The 18,014-nt window shown below is 53.2% G+C and carries 23 protein-coding genes; 2 read left to right on the forward strand and 21 right to left on the reverse strand.

What is annotated here, in order from left to right:
* Positions 1-83 precede the first annotated feature (83 nt).
* From PRIO_RS21850 to PRIO_RS21905, 12 genes are all read right to left on the reverse strand, one after another.
* Positions 84-701, reverse strand: coding sequence for a tetratricopeptide repeat protein (locus PRIO_RS21850; protein WP_231869735.1), 618 nt, complete (start codon positions 699-701; stop codon positions 84-86).
* Between the two features lie 132 nt (positions 702-833).
* Complete coding sequence (gene panD / locus PRIO_RS21855) at positions 834-1,217, reverse strand: aspartate 1-decarboxylase (RefSeq protein ID WP_020432822.1); 384 nt, start codon at positions 1,215-1,217, stop codon at positions 834-836.
* Entirely contained in the window at positions 1,210-2,052 is an 843-nt protein-coding gene (panC, locus tag PRIO_RS21860; protein ID WP_407944502.1) for a pantoate--beta-alanine ligase, read from the reverse strand. The genes panD and panC overlap by 8 nt, the downstream gene beginning before the upstream one ends.
* Before the next feature lie 49 nt (positions 2,053-2,101).
* Positions 2,102-2,968 carry a 3-methyl-2-oxobutanoate hydroxymethyltransferase gene (gene panB / locus PRIO_RS21865; protein WP_020432824.1) on the reverse strand — a complete coding sequence of 289 codons (867 nt, stop codon included), beginning with the start codon at positions 2,966-2,968 and terminating at the stop codon, positions 2,102-2,104.
* A 319-nt stretch (positions 2,969-3,287) separates the two neighbouring features.
* Positions 3,288-4,085 carry a biotin--[acetyl-CoA-carboxylase] ligase gene (locus tag PRIO_RS21870; protein WP_020432825.1) on the reverse strand — a complete coding sequence of 266 codons (798 nt, stop codon included), beginning with the start codon at positions 4,083-4,085 and terminating at the stop codon, positions 3,288-3,290.
* Positions 4,075-5,538 (reverse strand): CCA tRNA nucleotidyltransferase, encoded by a 1,464-nt coding sequence (locus tag PRIO_RS21875; RefSeq protein ID WP_046507268.1) that lies wholly within the window; start codon positions 5,536-5,538, stop codon positions 4,075-4,077. The genes PRIO_RS21870 and PRIO_RS21875 overlap by 11 nt, the downstream gene beginning before the upstream one ends.
* Positions 5,539-5,564: 26 nt before the next feature.
* Entirely contained in the window at positions 5,565-6,722 is a 1,158-nt protein-coding gene (gene bshA, locus PRIO_RS21880) for an N-acetyl-alpha-D-glucosaminyl L-malate synthase BshA (protein ID WP_020427657.1), read from the reverse strand.
* A 90-nt stretch (positions 6,723-6,812) separates the two neighbouring features.
* The gene (gene bshB1 / locus PRIO_RS21885) at positions 6,813-7,523 is read right to left on the reverse strand and encodes a bacillithiol biosynthesis deacetylase BshB1 (RefSeq protein WP_020427658.1); all 711 of its coding nucleotides are present in this window, start codon (positions 7,521-7,523) and stop codon (positions 6,813-6,815) included.
* On the reverse strand, positions 7,520-7,942 hold the full coding sequence (mgsA, locus tag PRIO_RS21890; RefSeq protein ID WP_020427659.1) for a methylglyoxal synthase: 423 nt from the start codon (positions 7,940-7,942) through the stop codon (positions 7,520-7,522). The genes bshB1 and mgsA overlap by 4 nt, the downstream gene beginning before the upstream one ends.
* A gap of 15 nt (positions 7,943-7,957) precedes the next feature.
* A complete protein-coding gene (gene dapB / locus PRIO_RS21895) occupies positions 7,958-8,761 on the reverse strand; it encodes a 4-hydroxy-tetrahydrodipicolinate reductase (RefSeq protein WP_020427660.1) in 804 nt (267 codons plus the stop codon).
* 32 nt (positions 8,762-8,793) lie between these two features.
* Positions 8,794-9,315 carry a tetratricopeptide repeat protein gene (locus PRIO_RS21900; RefSeq protein ID WP_020427661.1) on the reverse strand — a complete coding sequence of 174 codons (522 nt, stop codon included), beginning with the start codon at positions 9,313-9,315 and terminating at the stop codon, positions 8,794-8,796.
* A gap of 59 nt (positions 9,316-9,374) precedes the next feature.
* Positions 9,375-9,704 carry a nucleotide pyrophosphohydrolase gene (locus PRIO_RS21905; protein WP_020427662.1) on the reverse strand — a complete coding sequence of 110 codons (330 nt, stop codon included), beginning with the start codon at positions 9,702-9,704 and terminating at the stop codon, positions 9,375-9,377.
* Positions 9,705-9,909: 205 nt separating this feature from the next.
* Here PRIO_RS21905 and PRIO_RS21910 point away from each other — a divergent pair, with 205 nt between their 5' ends.
* Entirely contained in the window at positions 9,910-10,785 is an 876-nt protein-coding gene (locus PRIO_RS21910) for a YitT family protein (protein WP_020427663.1), read from the forward strand.
* Between the two features lie 211 nt (positions 10,786-10,996).
* Positions 10,997-11,290, forward strand: coding sequence for a hypothetical protein (locus PRIO_RS21915; protein ID WP_046504687.1), 294 nt, complete (start codon positions 10,997-10,999; stop codon positions 11,288-11,290).
* Between the two features lie 136 nt (positions 11,291-11,426).
* Here PRIO_RS21915 and PRIO_RS21920 read toward each other — a convergent pair whose 3' ends face one another.
* The 9 genes from PRIO_RS21920 to PRIO_RS21960 all read right to left on the reverse strand — a co-directional run bounded on the left by PRIO_RS21920 (position 11,427) and on the right by PRIO_RS21960 (position 17,966).
* Positions 11,427-12,338: a sporulation protein YpjB gene (locus PRIO_RS21920; RefSeq protein ID WP_020427664.1), complete on the reverse strand. Its 912-nt coding sequence runs from the start codon at positions 12,336-12,338 to the stop codon at positions 11,427-11,429.
* A gap of 208 nt (positions 12,339-12,546) precedes the next feature.
* Complete coding sequence (locus tag PRIO_RS21925) at positions 12,547-13,197, reverse strand: DUF1405 domain-containing protein (RefSeq protein WP_046507277.1); 651 nt, start codon at positions 13,195-13,197, stop codon at positions 12,547-12,549.
* Between the two features lie 94 nt (positions 13,198-13,291).
* Positions 13,292-14,164: a menaquinol-cytochrome c reductase cytochrome b/c subunit gene (locus PRIO_RS21930; protein ID WP_046504690.1), complete on the reverse strand. Its 873-nt coding sequence runs from the start codon at positions 14,162-14,164 to the stop codon at positions 13,292-13,294.
* A 30-nt stretch (positions 14,165-14,194) separates the two neighbouring features.
* On the reverse strand, positions 14,195-14,866 hold the full coding sequence (gene qcrB / locus PRIO_RS21935) for a menaquinol-cytochrome c reductase cytochrome b subunit (protein WP_020427667.1): 672 nt from the start codon (positions 14,864-14,866) through the stop codon (positions 14,195-14,197).
* Positions 14,867-14,871: 5 nt separating this feature from the next.
* Positions 14,872-15,426, reverse strand: coding sequence for a Rieske (2Fe-2S) protein (locus tag PRIO_RS21940; RefSeq protein WP_020427668.1), 555 nt, complete (start codon positions 15,424-15,426; stop codon positions 14,872-14,874).
* A gap of 224 nt (positions 15,427-15,650) precedes the next feature.
* Entirely contained in the window at positions 15,651-16,070 is a 420-nt protein-coding gene (locus PRIO_RS21945; RefSeq protein WP_046504693.1) for a DUF2487 family protein, read from the reverse strand.
* A gap of 90 nt (positions 16,071-16,160) precedes the next feature.
* Positions 16,161-16,340 (reverse strand): IDEAL domain-containing protein, encoded by a 180-nt coding sequence (locus tag PRIO_RS21950; RefSeq protein WP_020427670.1) that lies wholly within the window; start codon positions 16,338-16,340, stop codon positions 16,161-16,163.
* 18 nt (positions 16,341-16,358) lie between these two features.
* Positions 16,359-16,865: a gamma carbonic anhydrase family protein gene (locus PRIO_RS21955; RefSeq protein ID WP_020427671.1), complete on the reverse strand. Its 507-nt coding sequence runs from the start codon at positions 16,863-16,865 to the stop codon at positions 16,359-16,361.
* Positions 16,866-16,880: 15 nt separating this feature from the next.
* Positions 16,881-17,966: a hypothetical protein gene (locus tag PRIO_RS21960; RefSeq protein WP_039787299.1), complete on the reverse strand. Its 1,086-nt coding sequence runs from the start codon at positions 17,964-17,966 to the stop codon at positions 16,881-16,883.
* Between the last annotated feature and the right edge of the window lie 48 nt (positions 17,967-18,014).

Raw genomic sequence — 18,014 nt, forward strand, 5'->3', positions numbered from 1 at the left:
CCTTATCAGCATAACAGAAGTTACGAAAAAAGGCGATGCACACCCCTTGGCAAGCGGGATGCATCGCTTTAATGGATGAAGAATTATAAAAGCGAAACCAGCTGATGTCCAAATTGAAGCTTCCCGCCTCTCCTGCGGCAGACCTCCAAATTCACACTCGGTTCGGGAAGCAGGGGATCATGCTGCAAAGAGAGGCTAAATAGCTCCTGGGCTTCAGGGTAGCGCTCCTGGGAGGCCCGGATACAGCCCAGCGCATTGTAGATCATGGCCTTCAGCTTCCTCTCGCGGATCAGGGCCAGCATGTGATGCAGATGCCCCCAGGAGACGTCCAGCTCCCCTTCCTGCAGATAGGCCATGGCTAAATACAGATGTGCTGCCAGACTGTCGGGATAACGGGTGATGACTTGCTTGAATTGCTCGATGCATTTGCGGTACATCAGCAGCTTGTAGTAGCCCTGGCCGCGGACAAAGGAATCCATGGCCAGCTCGGGTGCCTCAATCTGTGGCATTTCTTCCTCGGAAGGTGGCGAAAAATCCGCATTTTGGCGGAACTCACTCAGCTTCTCGGCAAAGACCAGCCACTCGTCCATCACTTCATCGCTTAGCCTGTGCAGCATGTTGTACTTGCATAAAAGATCATTCCGGCGGGCGCCCTCCGCAGTTGGAAAGTCTTCGGCGATTTCCTGAAGCATCTTGTTCATCTCAGCAAATAAATGTTGAAACACGGGACACCCCCACCCTTACTGAAAATGAAATCAGCTTAAGCTTGCCTGCCTTCATTTTTCACAAGTACGGGTCTCTTCATCCCTGCCATTCATTGCATGGCTTAAGCTTCAGGCAATCGTGGCATGCAGCTCATGATCCGCCAGCTTGACCGGTTTGTTGTCAGCGTCCACGAATACAACCGTCGGCTTATGAGCAGCCAGCTCCTCGGAGGACAATATGGCATAGGAGATGATAATTACTGTATCCCCGGGCTGAACCAGCCGGGCTGCAGCGCCGTTCAGACAGATAACGCCGCTGCCGCGCGGTCCGGGAATGACATAGGTTTCCAGGCGGGAACCGTTGTTATTGTCGACAATCTGCACTTTTTCATTTTCCAGCAGGTCAGCGGCTTCCATCAGGTTCTCGTCAATGGTAATGCTGCCCACGTAATTCAGGTTGGCTTCCGTTACGGTGGCGCGGTGGATTTTGGATTTCATCATATGTCTAAACAAGGGCATGTACCTCCTTGGGGATAAAAACATTATTGTCGATCAGCCGGGTCCGGCCAAACTTCACAGCCAGCGCCATAATCACTTCTCCCTCTGCATCACTTAACAGAGACCCGCCAGCCAGCGTTTCCAGGCCCGGAAAAGAGAGAATTTCCACGTAATCGATGACCGCGAGCGGTGAGGACGAAATAACGGTTTCCAGCAGCTTGCGCGCTTCTTCCACCGTTCTGACAGTCCCTTCTTCAATCGCCTTGCGGGTTTCGCGGAGTGAACGGGACAGCACCAGCGCTTGGGTACGCTCTTCACCGCTCAGATACACATTCCGCGAGCTTAATGCCAGTCCATCCTCTTCCCGGATAATCGGACAAGCGATAATTTCCACATTCATGTTAAGATCGGACACCATCCGCCGCAAAACGGCTACCTGCTGCGCATCCTTCAGTCCGAAGAAAGCATAATCCGGCTGAACCATATTGAACAGCTTGCTGACAACCGTAGTCACGCCGTCAAAATGGCCGGGGCGGGAAGCTCCGCACAGCTGTGTGGTCAGCGAGCTTACGCTAACTTTGGTGCGAATGGGCTCAGGGTACATCTCTTCAACGCCGGGAATAAAAACGATATCTGCCCCTTCCCGCTCTGCCAGCTCCAGATCCCGGCGCTCGTCGCGCGGATAGGAAGAGAAATCCTCGTTCGGCCCGAATTGCAGCGGATTGACAAAAATGCTCATCACCACTGTGTTGGCTATTTCTCCCGCTTTGCGGATCAGGCTGGCATGCCCTTCATGAAGATAACCCATGGTCGGCACAAAACCAATCGGGGTGTGTCCCCCCATCCGCATATAATCCAGCGCTTCGCGCAATTCCAGAACCGTTCTGACTACCCTCATCTTATTCCTCTCCTTTTCCGGCCGCGCCGTATAACGAATCCAGCACATGCTCATCTGCATTAAAAACATGACTCTCCGCCGGGAAGGAACGGTCCTTCACTTCCTGGACATAGCTGCTGATTCCCTCACGGATTAGAGTGCCCACATCAGCGTAGGTTTTGACAAACCGTTTCTCCCGGTATGGGGAGGCATAACGCAGCAAATCATGGAAGACCAGCACCTGGCCATCGCAGAAACGGCCTGCACCAATCCCGATGGTCGGGATGCTGACAGCCTTGGAGATCGCCTCTGCCACTTCTTCGGTCACCAGTTCCAGCACAATTCCGAACACACCGGCAGCTTCAAGTGCCTTCGCTTCATCCATCAGCCGCTGCGCATCCTTGGCGTCTTTGCCTTGTATGCGGTAGCCGCCGATCATATTAACGGACTGCGGGGTGAGGCCGATATGGCCAAGGACAGGAACCCCGGCAGACACAACGGCAGACACCGTGCTGCAAATTTCCAGTCCGCCTTCCATTTTGACGGCATGTGCCCGTCCTTCCTGCATCAGCCTGCGCACGCTGCGCAGAGTTTCGTCAATACCTCCGTGGTACGTCATAAACGGCATGTCGGCCACGATAAACGTATTCCGGGCTCCACGGGTGACTGAGCGGGTGTGATAGACCATATCTTCTATGGTTACCGGCAGGGTGGTATCATAGCCAAGCACCACATTCCCCAGCGAATCACCGACCAGAATCAGGTCAATCCCCGCTTCCTCAGCCAGCAGCGCCGAAGGATAATCATAAGCCGTCAGCATGCTCAGCGGCACGCCGTCCGCTTTCATTTTTTTCATTTTCACAATATTCAGTGCTTGTTTGTCAGCCATAGGCTCTATTCCCCTTTTCGCAGTTATTACGCGTAAACGCGCAAACAAAAAAACCTTTTAGCATAGTCCGCTAAAAAGGTCCGAAGGGCAAAAAAGAGTCACTCGCGATCGTCCCTTCTGTCTCGGTCCTTACGGCTCAGAGCAGAATCCAACGTAACCGTGAAATACAGTTAAGAAGGTGAATCCAAAAGCAAATTCCCTGATATAAAAGGTTTCTTGCCGAGTACAGCTCGATTCCGATGCCGTCTCTGCCCTTATTATAACAAAATCTGCAAGTATGTACACTAAAAAAGATGACAAGGAATGGAACCTTGCCATCTCAGATCATCTCTATTTCTCCAGAGAGTACACTGACGACGCTCCCCGTGCCGTCCTTAAGCAGCAGACCTCCATTATCGTCCAGTCCCACAGCGGTCCCCTCACAGCGTCCCTGCGGGGTATTAAAGCCCACTTGGCGCCCGAGTGTAACTGACATAGACTCCCACAGTTCACGGATCGGCGCAAATCCCTGTTCCCTGTATACCAGATATAAGTACTCCAGTTCGGTCAGGACAGCCGCTGTAAGCGCTGAACGGTCAACAGGAATGCCGCCGCCTTCGATCAGCAGCGAGGTGCCGATGCCCTGCAAATCCGGCGGGTAATCTTCTTCCGTCAGATTGGCTGCAATCCCAATACCGGCGATTGCATAATGAAGCCTGCCTTCACGCAGGGAGGATTCCAGCAGGATGCCGCATATTTTGCGCCCGCCCGCCAGCAGGTCATTCGGCCACTTAATCCCTGCCTGGACACCCGTGACCTCCCGGATGGCTAAGCAGACGGCAACCCCGGCCAGCAGGGTAAGCTGCGGAGTTAATGACAAGGGAAGCTCCGGGCGCAGCACCACGCTCATCCAGATGCCTTTGCCGCGCGGAGAATGCCATTTCCGGCCCATCCGCCCCCTTCCGCCGGTCTGTTCTTCCGCCCGGACGGTGGTGCCTTGGGGAGCGCCGCTTTCCGCAAGCTTTTTAGCCTCTTCCTGCGTGGACACCACGGTTTCCAGCAGCTGCACACGGTCCAGCCAGCCGGGTACAAAAGTATCCCGCCCCCCCGCCAGCCGGAGCCTCTCATTACGATTCATTACGATCCATCCTTTTTGCTTCCTGCAGCAATGATTGATTGTCATTGGGAATGTCACCCGCAGCGGCAGCCAGCAGCAGCTGCTGCAGCCGCTCGCCCAGCCACGGACCCGGACGCTTATTCAGCGCCCCGGCCAGCTCATTCCCCGTCACGGCGAGCTCCGCGAGTGTGTGCAGCGGCATCTCCGCGGTCCAGGACCGCAGGAGGGCTGGGGTGGGCCGCTGCGCGGCAGGGGCGCATGCATCCGGCGCGTTATGCCGCTGCGCGGCGGGGGCGCCTGTCTCCGGCGCGTTATGCCGCTGCGCGGCGGGGGCGCCTGTCTCCGGCGCGTTATGCCGCTGCGCGGCAGGAGCGCCTGTATCCGGCGCCCCCAGTGCAGGCGCAGGCGGCTGTGCAACGCCTGCCGCGCAAGGCGCGGCGGCCTGCGGCAGCGCCGCAAGCAGCGTCAGCCACCCTTCGGCGGCTGACTGGCCGCAGGCCAGCACGGCGGCAATCCACCGCCGCCGCAGGGCCTCTGTGCCGCCAGGGGAACCCGGCGGCACCTCCGCAAGCGCCGCGTCCCACGCTTCGCGGACGCGCAGCACCCCGGCGACAGCGCTGCACGTCGCCCCCGGAAAGGTCCATGCCCGCAGCAGCTCGCCGGCCTCCGAGGCCGTCTGCTTCAGGGCATGCAGCAGGAGCGCCCACCGCAGGTGGGCGTCCTGCAGGTCTCCGATCCCGGCCGTCAGGGCGGCGGCTGCCGCCATGTCGCTGCCGGTCCAGGGGAACGGCGCCTTGCCGCGCGGCAGCAGCCCGCTGCGCGCCACGAGACCGAGGCCGCGCTGCGGGTGCGGGCCGAGGACAATGCGTTCAAGCTCCGCGCGAACGCGTTCTACGGCAATATGCGCCAGCTTGTCCCGCTGGCGCAGGAGCCCCCGCCAAGTATTCTTGGCGATGCTGAAATCAAGAACGGAGGCGAAGCGAACGCACCGCAGCATGCGCAGCGCATCCTCCCCGAACCGGGCCTCGGCATCGCCCACACAGCGGATCAACCGGCGCTCCGAGTCCTCTTGTCCGCCGTAGGGATCAACGACAACCCCATCCAATCCGCGGCACATCGCATTGATCGTGAAATCACGGCGGCGCAGATCCTCCTTCACATCACTTACAAACAAAACTTGCTCCGGACGGCGGTGGTCTGCATAACCGCTCTCCGTCCGGTACGTCGTCACTTCAAAGCTCCAGCCATCCTGTAGAACTGTGATAGTGCCATGCGCAAGTCCGGTTGGGACGCAGCGCGGAAAAATAGCCATGACCTCTTCAGGCCACGCCGAAGTCGTCAGGTCCATATCATGCACCGGCCGGCCCAGCAGCTCATCACGGACGCAGCCTCCGACAAAATAAGCCTCATATCCCTGCTCCAAGAGACCCGCTAATACCAGGTTACCCGCTGCAACCATTCCGGAAGGGGCCATTGTCCAGTCCATAGTTCAAGCACTCCCTACCTCTGGATTGTATCCAGACCATGCACCTTGCTTCCAAGCACCCGGTAATAGATATCTTCATATTGGTTGGTGATCACATCTCTGCTGAAATCATTACAGGAACGTATCAGACACGCTGCTCTGAACTGCTCCTCCATCAGGGGATCAGACAACAGCTTTACAGCATACTTCGCCATGGTAGCCGTATCCCCGATCGGGGCCAGAAACCCGGTTTTGCCATGCTGGATCAGTTCCGGAATGCCTCCGGCCTCAGAGCCGATGGTCGGAACCCCGCATGCCATCGCTTCCAGCGCCACCAGACCAAAGCTTTCCTTCTCCGACGGCAGCAGCAGTAGATCCGCCAGGGAAATCACCTGGGCGATCTCATCCTGCTTGCCGAGGAAACGAACCTTGTCTTCCAGCCCCATTTCACAGATCTTTGCCTGGATTTTGGGCAGTTCCGGCCCTTCCCCCACCAGCAGCAGCCGTGAAGGAAGCTCCTGGCTCACTTTTGCAAAAATATCGACCACATCCGATACCCGCTTAACCGGCCGGAAGTTGCTGATATGCATTAGAATTTTCTCATGCGGCTCCGCGAAGTCCCCGCGCAGATCAGTCACATCCCGGGGATAATACACACGTTTGTCGACAAAATTATAGGTCAGGTCAATTTCCCGGGTGATATCCAGCACCTTGCGGGTCTCTTTGATGAGATCCTGCGAAACCGCTGTCACCGCATCGCTCTCGTTGATACCGAGCCGGATCAGGTCCTTCAGCGACTCATCCTGTCCAAGAACCGTAATGTCGGTCCCGTGCAGAGTAGTTACTACCTTGATATCATTGCCCAGCATCTGTTTGGCGAGATAAGCGCATACTGCATGCGGCACCGCATAATGGACATGGAACAGGTCCAGTCCCACCATTTTGGCTACTTGAGCCATTTTGGTCGCGAGTGCCAGATCATAAGGCGGGTAACGGAAAACGTAATAATCGTTGACCTCAACCTCATGATAAAAAATATTCTTCTGAAACGTTCCCAACCGGAACGGGATACTATGTGTAATAAAATGGACTTCATGGCCCTTCTCGGCCAGAAGCTTGCCCAGTTCCGTCGCCACAACACCCGAGCCGCCAAGAGACGGATAACAGGTGATGCCTATTTTCAAACGGTCCATTGCTCCGTCCCCTTTATAAGACTTAAGTTCATTACTTAGTGTAATGATATGAATATATTATAGTGGTTCATAACCATTTAATAAAGATTATCAGGATTGATTAAGCGGTGTAGTGAACAGATCAACGGTGTGAGGCACTTTGCTAGCGAAGCCCTCAGCGTAAGGAATAAGCCGCCGCTGTCCAAGCAGCATATCTCTGGAGCGGACACGTTCGATATATCCTTTATTTAAAGGAGTGGACACTACGTCCTCTCCCGGACTTTTCTCAAATTGTGAGCGGTAGCAGGACAACGCCTGCTCTTTAAGGCTGTATTGCCCGGTCACATCAACAATAAGGTCAGTACGCCCCAAATCATTAATGAAATAAAAATACAGCTGTGGCGCAGGGACAGCAGGCTTGTCCGGCATATATTTGCGCAGCTTGGCATTAAAAACCGCTTCTTCCACCAGCTTGCTGCAGGCGATATGATCCGGATGCCGGTCTTCCCAATAAGGGGCAAATACGATATCCGGAGCAAACCGGCGGATCTCCAGCGTCACTGCCGCCAGATGTTCCTCTGTCATATATAGTCCCCGGTCCGGCAATCCCAGATTCGTACGAACGGATGCACCAAGCAGATCGGCAGCCTGTTGGGCTTCCATTCTACGGCGCTCCACAGTTCCGTTCGAGGACATTTCCGCCGCCGTCAAATCACACAAGCCTACCTTGAATCCTGCAGCCGTATGTTTGGCAATCGTTCCGGCCATGCCGATTTCGGCATCGTCAGCATGCGCACCGAATACAAGAATGTCCAGCTTCATTCATCCACACCCGGCTTATACTTATGTACAAGCTCACGCCAGGCGAAGTCGCCGCGGTCGATGGCTTTGACCAGAATCTCAGCTGTGGCAATATTGGTTGCCACCGGGATACCATATACGTCACAAAGACGAAGCAATGCTGTAATATCCGGTTCATGAGGCTGTGCCATAAGCGGGTCGCGCAGAAAAATAATCAGGTCCAGCTCGTCCATCGCCACCATAGAACCGATCTGCTGATCGCCGCCAAGCGGCCCGGACATATAGCGGTGGATAGAGAGCTTTGTCACTTCCATAATGCGTTGACCCGTAGTTCCCGTTGAATACAGCTGATGCCCGACAAATACATGCTCATAGGCAGTTACAAAATTAACCATTTCATCTTTTTTCCGGTCATGCGCGATAAATGCGATTTTCAACATGGTGTATTCCCCCGTCTATTCAATAAAATGCTCAAAACCATAAATTAATCCGGTGTAGCCCATTACCTTCTGGACTCCCATTTTGACACCTGGCATATAGCCTGCCCGCTCATAGGAATCATGACGGATTTTGAGGGATTGCCCATACCCGCCAAAAACCACTTCTTCCTGGGCAAAAACACCCGGAAGCCGGACGCTGTGAATGCGGAACCCGTTATAATAGCCTCCGCGCGCACCCTCAATCACTTCCTCTTCCTTCGGATTGCCCTGCCGCAGCTCCTGCCTTACCTCTGAAATCATCTCTGCCGTTTTAATTGCCGTACCTGAGGGAGCATCCAGCTTCTGGTCCCCATGGTATTCGATAATTTCCAGATGCGGAAAATATTTCGCCGCCTGAGCCGCAAATTTCATCATGAGAATGGCTCCGATCGAGAAGTTGGGGGCAATGAGCCCTCCGATCCCCCGTTCCCGGCATTGCTTGTCCAACTCAGTAATCTGTTCCGGAGAGAACCCGGTAGTACCGATTACCGGACGGACTCCATATTTTATGGCAAGTAGTGTATTAGGATAGGCCGACTGCGGGGTGGTGAAATCCACAAGAACCTCTCCGCCGCTCTCTGCCAGGGCAGTTTCCAAATCAGATACAACCACAATGCCGCTCTCTTCCAATCCAACCAGACGGCCGGCATCGCTGCCGCTTGACGATCGGTCTACAGCAGCAGCCAGCTCCAGTTCTTCATCCTGCAGTACCAGCTTCACAACTTCTTTGCCCATTCTGCCTCCCGCACCGGAGACGATAACTCTGATCTTGGCCTTCACCCTTATTCCTCCTCGCTTTCACTGGTTCCAAATTACTGAATATATTTTTGCAACGATTTCTGAAGGTCCTTCATAAGCTGCCGCAGCCCGTTATCATCAGGATGCAGCGACATCACTTCTTTTAGCGCGGCTATTGCCTGCACATGCTCATTCATCCGGCTGTGTGCAATGGCAAGCCAAACATAGGCATCCCCGTACAAGGGGTCAAGAGCTATTGCTTCTTTCAATAAGGTAACCGGATGATACGGGTTATGGGTCTCCGTCACTTCATCCTCCAGGAGCTTTTTGGCCTCCTGCACGAACTGCAGCGCCTGCAAATGCTGCAGGTGGAGCCGATACTCCGGTTTCTCTCCGTCCAGCTTCACTGCCGCCCGGACATGCTCCAGCGCTTTGACCAGCATACCGCTTCGGGCATACGTTATAGAGCAGCGGTACCTTACTTCGGCATCGTCCGGACTGGCCGCAATTGCTTTTTCGAACAATGTGATCGCTTCGGCGAAGTCACTGCGGAGTATGGAGCGGTATGCCGCTTTGATATAGTCGTTATGATCCATTTGCCCACCATCCTCACGGCTAAATCCCGTTCGTTTGGTACAGCATATGTTATAGATACCTAATCGGTGTTTTTAGGAGTCCATCGACCGGCATCGCGGGTATTGAACTTATGCATCACTTTATTGTGAGCCTCAGTTAGATCAATGCCCAGTGAATTAGCAAAGCAAACTGTAATAAACAAAATATCTCCCAGTTCAAGCTCAATTGAATTTTCTGCTTCATCCACTTTTTTGGGCTTTTCGCCAAACTGATGGTTAACTTCCCGGGCAAGCTCGCCTACCTCCTCCGACATCCGGGCCAGCATGGAAAGCGGGCTGAAGTAACCTTCTTTAAATTGTGAGATATAAGCATCAACTTCACGCTGTATGTCACCAAGACTTTTATCCATAATTTGTTTCTCAGCCCCCCTGTATGATCTTGCCTTCTGTTTGCCCCTATGTTATCGTAAAGACGTTTTGAAGACAAATCTTTTTTAGAATATAAGGAATTCTCCAGGTCCCGGGCAAACCGGCAAATGCAATAATCTGACAAAAGCAACCTATAAAAAGGGATACTAATACACTATGCCCTAAACGGGCCAGGCGAGGGATTACATGAATTCATCTTCCAAAGTAGCTTCCACTATTGTCAAAACGGCAGCACCGATCATGCTGGGAGCCGCCGTATATGCTTTTGGCCTGCTCTATTTCATCATACCTAACCAGTTGATGGAAGGCGGCGTAACCGGGATAACCATCCTGCTTAACTATGCTTTCAATATCCCTATCTTTTTGACCACTTTGCTTCTCAACCTCCCGCTCTTTTTACTGGGCTGGAAAGTACTGGGCGGACGGCAAATCGCCTACACCGGTGTCGGGATCGGCGCATTGTCCCTTTTTCTCTGGCTGTTCGAGCGGATGATCGATGCCGGCTGGATCGTAACCTTCAGCACCGAGCATGATTTTATTCTCGCTTCATTATATGCAGGGGTTACGCTCGGTTTGGGACTGGGCATCGTGTTCCGTTTCGGAGGCACTACAGGCGGTGTAGATATTGTAGCCCGAATTCTCGGCCGCAAGTTCGGTTGGAGCATGGGGCAGATTATTCTGGCCGTCGACGTTATCATTATAGGCGCTTCACTGCTCTATATTCCCCGTGAAAAGATCCTTTACACTCTGGTGGCCGTCTTTATTTCTTCCCGTGTCATCGATTTCATTCAAGAGGGCGCCTATGCCGCCAAAGCCTTTACGATTATCAGTGACGACGCCCCGCAGATCGCCGATCTTATTACAGCAGAAATGGACCGGGGCGTAACTCTGATTCCAGCCATCGGCGCTTACTCCAAGCAAGCCAAGTATATGGTATACTGCGTAGTCTCCAGGCAGGAAATCCGCCGGCTGAGCCAGTTGGTCAAGTCGGTAGATGCCAAAGCGTTCGTCATCATCAGTGACGTTCACGATGTCCACGGCGAGGGCTTCCGGCAGACTTGACCATTGATAGGCGTAGGCATACAGCAAAAAAAAAGACTGCCTTACCTTGCAGAATCTCTGCTGGTATGACAGTCTTCTTTGTTTTTGGTTTTGGTGTACTCTCTTTGATACCCGTCCTATCCTGGCACCGTTATTTCGGTAATCCTGCCGTTGCACGCTGTCCCAAACCAACTTTACCTTTGATTTTGCCGTGGACAGGTCATTCGGTGAAATGAGAGGTATTTCTACCTTTGATTTCGCCGTGAACGGGTCATTCGGCCAAATGAGAGGTAGTTTTACCTTTGATTTCATCGTGGACGGGGCATTCGGCCAAATGAGAGGTATTTTTACCTTTGATTCCGCCGTGAACGGGACATTCGGTGAAATGAGAGGTAGTTTTACCTTTGATTTCACCGTGGATAGGTCATTCGGTGAAATGAGAGGTATTTCTACCTTTGATTTCGCCGTGAACGTACTTTTCAGCCATATGAGGTGCAGTGCAGATGCGTTTCAGCTGTTGTTCTAAGCTGCTTCGCCGAATTCCGGCTGGAATAACGGCAGTTTTGCCGTTATTCCACTTGGGCCGGGCTGCGCCTTATAAGACGGACCGGGCTGCGCCTGACAAGACAGGCCCCTTCCGTTCATCGCCCCTTACATCAGCTCTATACCGGCTTCCAATCCTCATTCTCACCACGGTACTTGCGGAACGCAGCGTAGGCCAATGCGGCAATGATGAATCCTCCGGCCAGCAGGCCCCAGGCTCCATATCCCTGCTGGGCCAGCGGGAGGGTCAAGGCCGGCTCCTCCCGTTCTTTGCCGAACATCACCCGGGCCGCATCCTGCCCGTAGGAGACAATTTCCAGGAGACGGGCGCGGCTCACCGGCTGTGAGGATGCTGGGACTCCTGCTGCATAGGACAGCCAGGAATCAAAGGCATTGACCGTTTCCGGCGGCAGGGAAATGATAACCGCAGGCCGGATGTTGTCGTACCGGCTCTGCAGACGTTCCAGCGTGTTCTGCCAGCCTTTGAGATCATTTGCGGCAGCATTCTGCTCCATATCGTTCAGATCCTCACGGATCAGCTTGTAATATTGCAGCCACATTGGCTGGCGCGGATGGCTGAGACTGTTGGCCGCAAGCCGGAGCTTGGCGGCGGCAGCTTCCCATTGCTCCGGATGAATCTGCGCAGCGGCCAGCGTTGCCTTCAAGTCAATAATGACATCAGACATCGCATTTATTCCTTCCACAGAAGTCAGGCCTTCAAATGAAGTGGAGAGAAAAATCTGTGCAACTTTCTCACTCTCCTGCCTCGCCTTCATCACGTCACCCTCTAGCACATAACCATACAGTGCCTCAGCCGCTTCATCCAGCCGCTGGGCAGCATTTCTGCTGGTAAGCGCCGGTGCAAGACTGGTTGCGGAACTGGGTGCGGAACCACCAGCCCGGACAGTGACTTCACCGCCTGCCCCTTGCACAGCCGCCTTGGCATCCGCTTGACCTACACCTGCATTCATGCCGGCCAGCAGCCAGCACAACATCAATCCTGTCAGCACAACATATCTCCTGCGCGGCATGAGACATCCCTCCTACCTTAAATGTATGGCAGGAGGACAAGAGTTAGAACAGCCTGTCAGTGCTCCAACAGAACTGTCGGTCCTGTCAGCCTATTGGTGTTCGAGGCAGGATTACCATGCTCTTAATGTCCCAACAGGCCACCAAGCCCTTCAACGCTCCAACAGGCTTACCGTGCCTTTCAGTGTTCTAACAGGACTACCAAGCCTGTCAGCGTCGTCCCACAGCGGGCCTGTCCAGCGGCTCAGTCCTTCTGGACCTTCCCCCGAACAGCCAAGCTGCTGCAGTGCTAAAGAAGGTTAAGCCAATGGTGAAATATTGGACTTCGTTCACATTGTCCTCCAGCACATCCGGCAGCCAGGGATAAACCCCCTTCGAGTAATCCACCATGTCATTGGCAAATGCCCAGAACAATGCCAGGGGAAGCATTCTGCGGAAGGAGAAAAACCGCGCGTAGATCAGTGCCTCAACCGCCATTCCGGTGTGGGAAACCACCAGCATCCAGTCCTTCCAGCTCACTGTATCTCCCTGGTATCCGCCGGCAAAAATGATGCTGACCGCCCAAATGCCGTATTTCACGGATGTAACCACCGCCAGCGCCTCAATCAGCTCGCGCACGAGTGTTCCTTTGATCCCTTTTGGAGGATAGAGCAGCAGCAGCAAGGCAAGCGTAAAAAACAGGCTCGCAGTCGGGCTGTCCGGAACAAAGGGAAGCAGCCATACGGGATAATTACCCGCTGTAAATTCCAGTTGATTGCCATACCATATGTACCCGTAAATCGTCCCGAGGAAATTCACAATAAAGAGCAGCCACATGACTCCCCGGTGCCTAAACAGTCTCTCAAACCAGTGAACCGGCATATACAATCTTTAACCTCCCGAATGTGGCAGCTTCTTAGGATTACATACAAAAACCCGACCGCAGGTACGATCAGGTTGGTGCGTTATTATTATTTTACTGTTCGCTTTTTTGTTTGGCAAGCCAGGCCGCCAGACTGTCAATATCCTGCTCGCTAAGCCCCGCTGCTATAGCAGTATCGTGCATCGGGGGCATCTGGCCCTGGCCATTTTTGATGATCGCGAGGATTGCTTCCTTATCATGGGTGTCGCCCACACCGCGCAGAGACGGCCCTCCGGCACCTTTCATATCCACCGCATGGCAAGTTACGCAGGTGGCTTGCTTGAACAGCCCCATTGCCGGATCATCCTTGTCCACAATAGCAATTTTTTTGGCCTGCACCGCACTGGTGGTCGGCAAGCCCTTGGCCTTGTTCTCAGCCGCTTTTTCCTCACGCTGCACATCTTCAGGTATCTGGCCGGTTTCGGCCATTTCATGCTTGTATTCCGTCCAGGCCGTGTTGGTCAGATAGACGATTGCGATCAGGGACAGGAACATCAGCGAGGAAGCAATCGGACGGCGGTAGAAGCGGCGCTCCCGGCCCGTGTCGAGAAAAGGAGCCAGCAGCAGCGAGCCAAAAGCTACACCGGTCACGCCAAGTGTTCCCAGCACGATATAATCGCCGGATGCATAAGGCAGCTTCAAATACTGGTACAGAAACAGGAAATACCAGTCGGGAATCGGAATGACCGTGGCGTTGGCATTTGCAGGGAACCCCAGCGGGGCAGGTTCAGAAATCGTCAGAACGAGTATGCCCACCAGCACGACTACCCCCACCATCCATTCCTTTAGCAGAAAGTTAGGGATAAATGCTTCCGATTTTCCGGGATAGGCTGTGTAATCCGGCGGCGTAATGAAGCCGCTGCCCCTGCGCACCCGTGAATCCCCCACATATACAATCTTTTCCTTGGAGTTGTCTCCGTGAGCCATTGCATTTCCTCCTTTAGCTGTGGCCGGAACTCAGAGCGGGCCAGAAATCCCCTGTCTGCGGATCATAATAAAGTGTCCGACGAGCAGAATAAGCAGGACCGCCGGGAGAAAGAATACATGGAGTGCAAAAAAACGGGTCAGCGTTTCCGCTCCGACAATCGTGCCGCCCTGCATCAGCTCCTTCAGCACCGGCCCCATGACCGGTACGGAATTTGCAATCTCAAGGGTTACCTTGGTGGCAAAATAGGCTTTATTGTCCCAAGGCAGCAGATAACCGGTGAGGCCAAGGCCCAGCATGACGAAAAAAATCAGCATGCCCACTACCCAGTTCATCTCACGCGGAGCTTTATACGATCCGGTAAAGAATACCCGCATGGTATGCAGGAACATCATGACAATGACGAGGCTCGCTCCCCAGTGATGCATGCCGCGGACAATTTGCCCGAAAGCAACCTTGGTCTGCAGATATTCCACACTGGCATAAGCGTTGATAATATCCGGGACATAATACATCGTGAGGAACATGCCGGATAAGATTTGAATGACGGTAATAAAAAAAGTAAGGCCGCCGAAGCAATACACAAATGCCGAAAAGTGATGGGCCGGATTGACATGTTCAGGAACTTCATGGTCGGCGACATCTCTCCAGATCGGCGTAATATCCAGACGTTCATCAATCCAGTTGTAGACATTTTTAAACATCAGATCTACGCCTCCTTTTTAACCTCTGTATTGGGGACGATCTCACCCAGATAGACCCAGTCTCCATCAATTTTGGTTTTGTACTGGTCCAGGGGCTTGGGGGCTACAGCCAGATTTTTGCCGATCTTCGTATACCTGGCTCCATGGCATGGGCAGTGATATTCATCCGGATACGCCTTGTCATTGTTCCAGCCCACCGTACAGCCCAGATGCTTGCAGATTGGTGAAAGCGCATAAATTTCTCCGTTCTCGTCTTTGCGGATCCACGCCGTCAGCGTAGCTGTACTGGCATACCACCCGTCCTGTTGGGGAAGTTCGAAGGTGAACTCTTGCGGGACATCGGTTATCTTGGCAGTCTCGGCTACCTTGATGAATTCCCCCGCACCTTTCTTATGTAATACCGGGTCCACCGCGAAACGGATCATGGGCAGAATCGCACCTGCTCCCATAAATGCCGTTGCCCCTCCCAGTGTATACGTTAAAAACTGCCGCCTGGACATCTCTTTCCGGCTGGGAGGTCCTTGTGGAATTGACTCGTGCTCGTTATTATGGCTGCTCATACGGTGTGTAACCCCCTTTTCACTTTTGAGAAGGCACCTGCAGTGTAAAACTAATGCAATTTTCTGTAAATAATCCGTTTACAATGATAATTATCACATGTCACAAGTTCAATCTAATCATAGCTTAGCCTCCAAAACCCGTCAAGAATATTGTCTAAATTGTGACGACCCCATTTTTAATTTTCTTTATAAATTGTTGATTTTTTGTCACATTTAGACCTGTTTCATTTGTTCCATAACGCCTCGATTTCATCTCTGATGCAGCTTCTCACCGGCTTGTGCTGAAAAGCCTCAACGTCAGGCAGGGAGAGAACTAAATCGCTTTCAATAATCCCGCTCCCGGCCAGAGAGAGGTCCGCTGACAGCACAATCACATACTGGAAACCGCTGGATTTGACTTTTCGGCAAACCTCATTTATAAAAGCTGCGCTTTCGGCCCCATTGTACTGTAAAGCCGGGTAGGTCACGATACGGCCCTGATATGGTTTTTCCACGAGATCCAAAAAGTCACGCAATCTCTCCAATGCCTCCGCGGCTTCAGGCGGACTCTCCATGCCGCTAAGTCCTGTATACGGGAGCAGGCAGGTATCATAGTACTTCCGGTTCTCCAGCCAGCTCTCGGCCGTAAAATCACTGAATTTCATCACACTCATCCTTTTTTATGATATAAGTTCCTTATGAGATTTCATTGTAACAAAAAAAGAAATGCGCCAGGCGCATTTCCCGTATTATTCTTAGGCCAGACTTTTCAATTCCTCCGTCAGATTGCGGAACGCCGTCTTATCTCCGGCAGCCAGCGCCGTGTCGATCTCCCGGTACAAGATGTCGGTACGACGCTTTCGCAGCGCTTCATCCCACACCATTTCTGCCGCAAGTCCTAGCATCACTTCATAGGTAGCCTTCATTTTGTCCATTCGATACACCTCCGCTGTTTAGATCCTTCCATATTCACTTGCTTTAAGTACATAGCTCTCGCATGTGCGGGCCATCCTCTGAAGATCCTGCTCCGTTAATTCACGAATCACTCTGGCAGGTGAACCGAGTGATAGGGTATAGGGCGGAATGATTTTGTTTTCGGTTACAATAGAACCGGCTCCTATTAAAGCATATTCACCAATCTCCGCACCGTTCAATACAATTGCACCCATTCCGATTAATGTACCTTTGCCTATCCTGCAGCCATGGATGATTGCAGAATGGCCGACCGATATGTCATCCCCCAATACCAGCGGCAGTCCTTCTGCCACATGCCCCACGGTACCATCCTGGATATTGCAGCGGTCGCCGATTATTACCGGAGCTAAATCCCCCCGGAGGACGGCGTTGAACCAGACACTGGACTGTCGTCCAATTCTTACGTCACCTACCAGCTTCGCACCCTCCGCCACGTATACAGACTCGTCAAGCTGCGGTATGTAGTTCCCATAACCAATCCGCATTTTTCTCCCCCCTGCCTATTGCAGCTGCTTCGGCACAGCCGCCTCCAGCCCCCACGGCGTCATCATAACCACCGGCCCATCCGGTGTTTCGCCGAGGCGGAGCATTCCCAGATGAAGCATCATCCGGATGATGCGCTGTTCCAGAATCGATGCGGCATCATCGTAATAAAACGGCTTGACCAGCCAGCCCAGACTCTCTACAAGTGAGGCTACGGCAACCCATTTCCCCGCACTTACACTTATCCAGTATACGAGGGACGGCAGATTTGGTATAGCGCCTTTATACAGTTTTAACCAAAAGGAGTATAACTGTATCAGCTTTTCGGTTTTCCCCTGTTCGAGCAGCGTTTCTCCGGCCAAAGTCAGCTTCAAACGGTAGCCTGCCTCGGTAGTCCAGCGGCGGTGGCGGGCGTAATCCACGATCAGAGCCAGTCTGGGCGGGTAATGCTCACAGGCTCTTCCATAGCCGAATCTCCAGCCGCCTTTACCGAGAAGGGGTTCAGGAATTTGGATCGCGTTCATGACCCCTTGCTGATACCTTTTGTGCAGCGCACCTTCCTGGTTCAGCTCCGGCTCATTCTCTTGGATATAGCGGAGAAAGAGCAGCAGGTCACCCGCTAGCATCTCGCCTTCACTCCGGTAAATCGCAGGCTCTCCGACGGGAGGGATTTGTTCCCTCAGATAATCGCCCATCCGTTCGCGGAAGCGGGTTTTCAGATCCTGCGGAACCCGGAACAAATATCTGCTCTGCTGAGAAGCGCCGCTAAAGAGCCAACCGCTGTTTTTGAACCTTGCCACCATCTCCCGGTACCCCCCGCTTTTGCCGGGAGCTGTATCGAAGGAAGCCTGCCTCGCCGCAGCCAGCAAATCCTCAAGACTGAACTGGCTGCGTTCGTCGAACAACAGCGTATTGAGAAACCGCAGGTCTTCAGGAGCGCATTCCCGGATATGGGATTCCATAAACTGGCGGCTCCCCAGTGTGATCAATATACTCTGAATCAAATCATGTTTGGAATTCCGTTTGCAATCACACTGGTAGCGTCCCGCAATGGCGGTAAGCTGACTAATGTCTGCAAAGTTAAGCATATCCGCCAGATTCATCATTTATCGCCTCACCGTTTTACTACCATTATGGGAAATACTGCCCTT

It is taken from the genome of Paenibacillus riograndensis SBR5, assembly GCF_000981585.1.
In the GTDB taxonomy this organism is placed as follows: domain Bacteria; phylum Bacillota; class Bacilli; order Paenibacillales; family Paenibacillaceae; genus Paenibacillus_AQ; species Paenibacillus_AQ riograndensis.

Excerpts from the sequence above, each read along its gene's own strand:
- PRIO_RS21850 (WP_231869735.1), bottom strand. The coding sequence starts at position 701 with ATGAACAAGATGCTTCAGGAAATCGCCGAAGACTTTCCAACTGCGGAG.
- panC (WP_407944502.1), bottom strand. The coding sequence starts at position 2,052 with ATGCGGATGGGGGGACACACCCCGATTGGTTTTGTGCCGACCATGGGT.
- panB (WP_020432824.1), bottom strand. The coding sequence starts at position 2,968 with ATGGCTGACAAACAAGCACTGAATATTGTGAAAATGAAAAAAATGAAA.
- PRIO_RS21870 (WP_020432825.1), bottom strand. The coding sequence starts at position 4,085 with ATGAATCGTAATGAGAGGCTCCGGCTGGCGGGGGGGCGGGATACTTTT.
- PRIO_RS21875 (WP_046507268.1), bottom strand. The coding sequence starts at position 5,538 with ATGGCCCCTTCCGGAATGGTTGCAGCGGGTAACCTGGTATTAGCGGGT.
- bshA (WP_020427657.1), bottom strand. The coding sequence starts at position 6,722 with ATGGACCGTTTGAAAATAGGCATCACCTGTTATCCGTCTCTTGGCGGC.
- bshB1 (WP_020427658.1), bottom strand. The coding sequence starts at position 7,523 with ATGAAGCTGGACATTCTTGTATTCGGTGCGCATGCTGACGATGCCGAA.
- mgsA (WP_020427659.1), bottom strand. The coding sequence starts at position 7,942 with ATGTTGAAAATCGCATTTATCGCGCATGACCGGAAAAAAGATGAAATG.
- PRIO_RS21900 (WP_020427661.1), bottom strand. The coding sequence starts at position 9,315 with ATGGATCATAACGACTATATCAAAGCGGCATACCGCTCCATACTCCGC.
- PRIO_RS21905 (WP_020427662.1), bottom strand. The coding sequence starts at position 9,704 with ATGGATAAAAGTCTTGGTGACATACAGCGTGAAGTTGATGCTTATATC.
- PRIO_RS21910 (WP_020427663.1), top strand. The coding sequence starts at position 9,910 with ATGAATTCATCTTCCAAAGTAGCTTCCACTATTGTCAAAACGGCAGCA.
- PRIO_RS21915 (WP_046504687.1), top strand. The coding sequence starts at position 10,997 with ATGAGAGGTATTTCTACCTTTGATTTCGCCGTGAACGGGTCATTCGGC.
- PRIO_RS21920 (WP_020427664.1), bottom strand. The coding sequence starts at position 12,338 with ATGCCGCGCAGGAGATATGTTGTGCTGACAGGATTGATGTTGTGCTGG.
- PRIO_RS21925 (WP_046507277.1), bottom strand. The coding sequence starts at position 13,197 with ATGCCGGTTCACTGGTTTGAGAGACTGTTTAGGCACCGGGGAGTCATG.
- PRIO_RS21930 (WP_046504690.1), bottom strand. The coding sequence starts at position 14,164 with ATGGCTCACGGAGACAACTCCAAGGAAAAGATTGTATATGTGGGGGAT.
- qcrB (WP_020427667.1), bottom strand. The coding sequence starts at position 14,866 with ATGTTTAAAAATGTCTACAACTGGATTGATGAACGTCTGGATATTACG.
- PRIO_RS21940 (WP_020427668.1), bottom strand. The coding sequence starts at position 15,426 with ATGAGCAGCCATAATAACGAGCACGAGTCAATTCCACAAGGACCTCCC.
- PRIO_RS21945 (WP_046504693.1), bottom strand. The coding sequence starts at position 16,070 with ATGAAATTCAGTGATTTTACGGCCGAGAGCTGGCTGGAGAACCGGAAG.
- PRIO_RS21950 (WP_020427670.1), bottom strand. The coding sequence starts at position 16,340 with ATGGACAAAATGAAGGCTACCTATGAAGTGATGCTAGGACTTGCGGCA.
- PRIO_RS21955 (WP_020427671.1), bottom strand. The coding sequence starts at position 16,865 with ATGCGGATTGGTTATGGGAACTACATACCGCAGCTTGACGAGTCTGTA.
- PRIO_RS21960 (WP_039787299.1), bottom strand. The coding sequence starts at position 17,966 with ATGAATCTGGCGGATATGCTTAACTTTGCAGACATTAGTCAGCTTACC.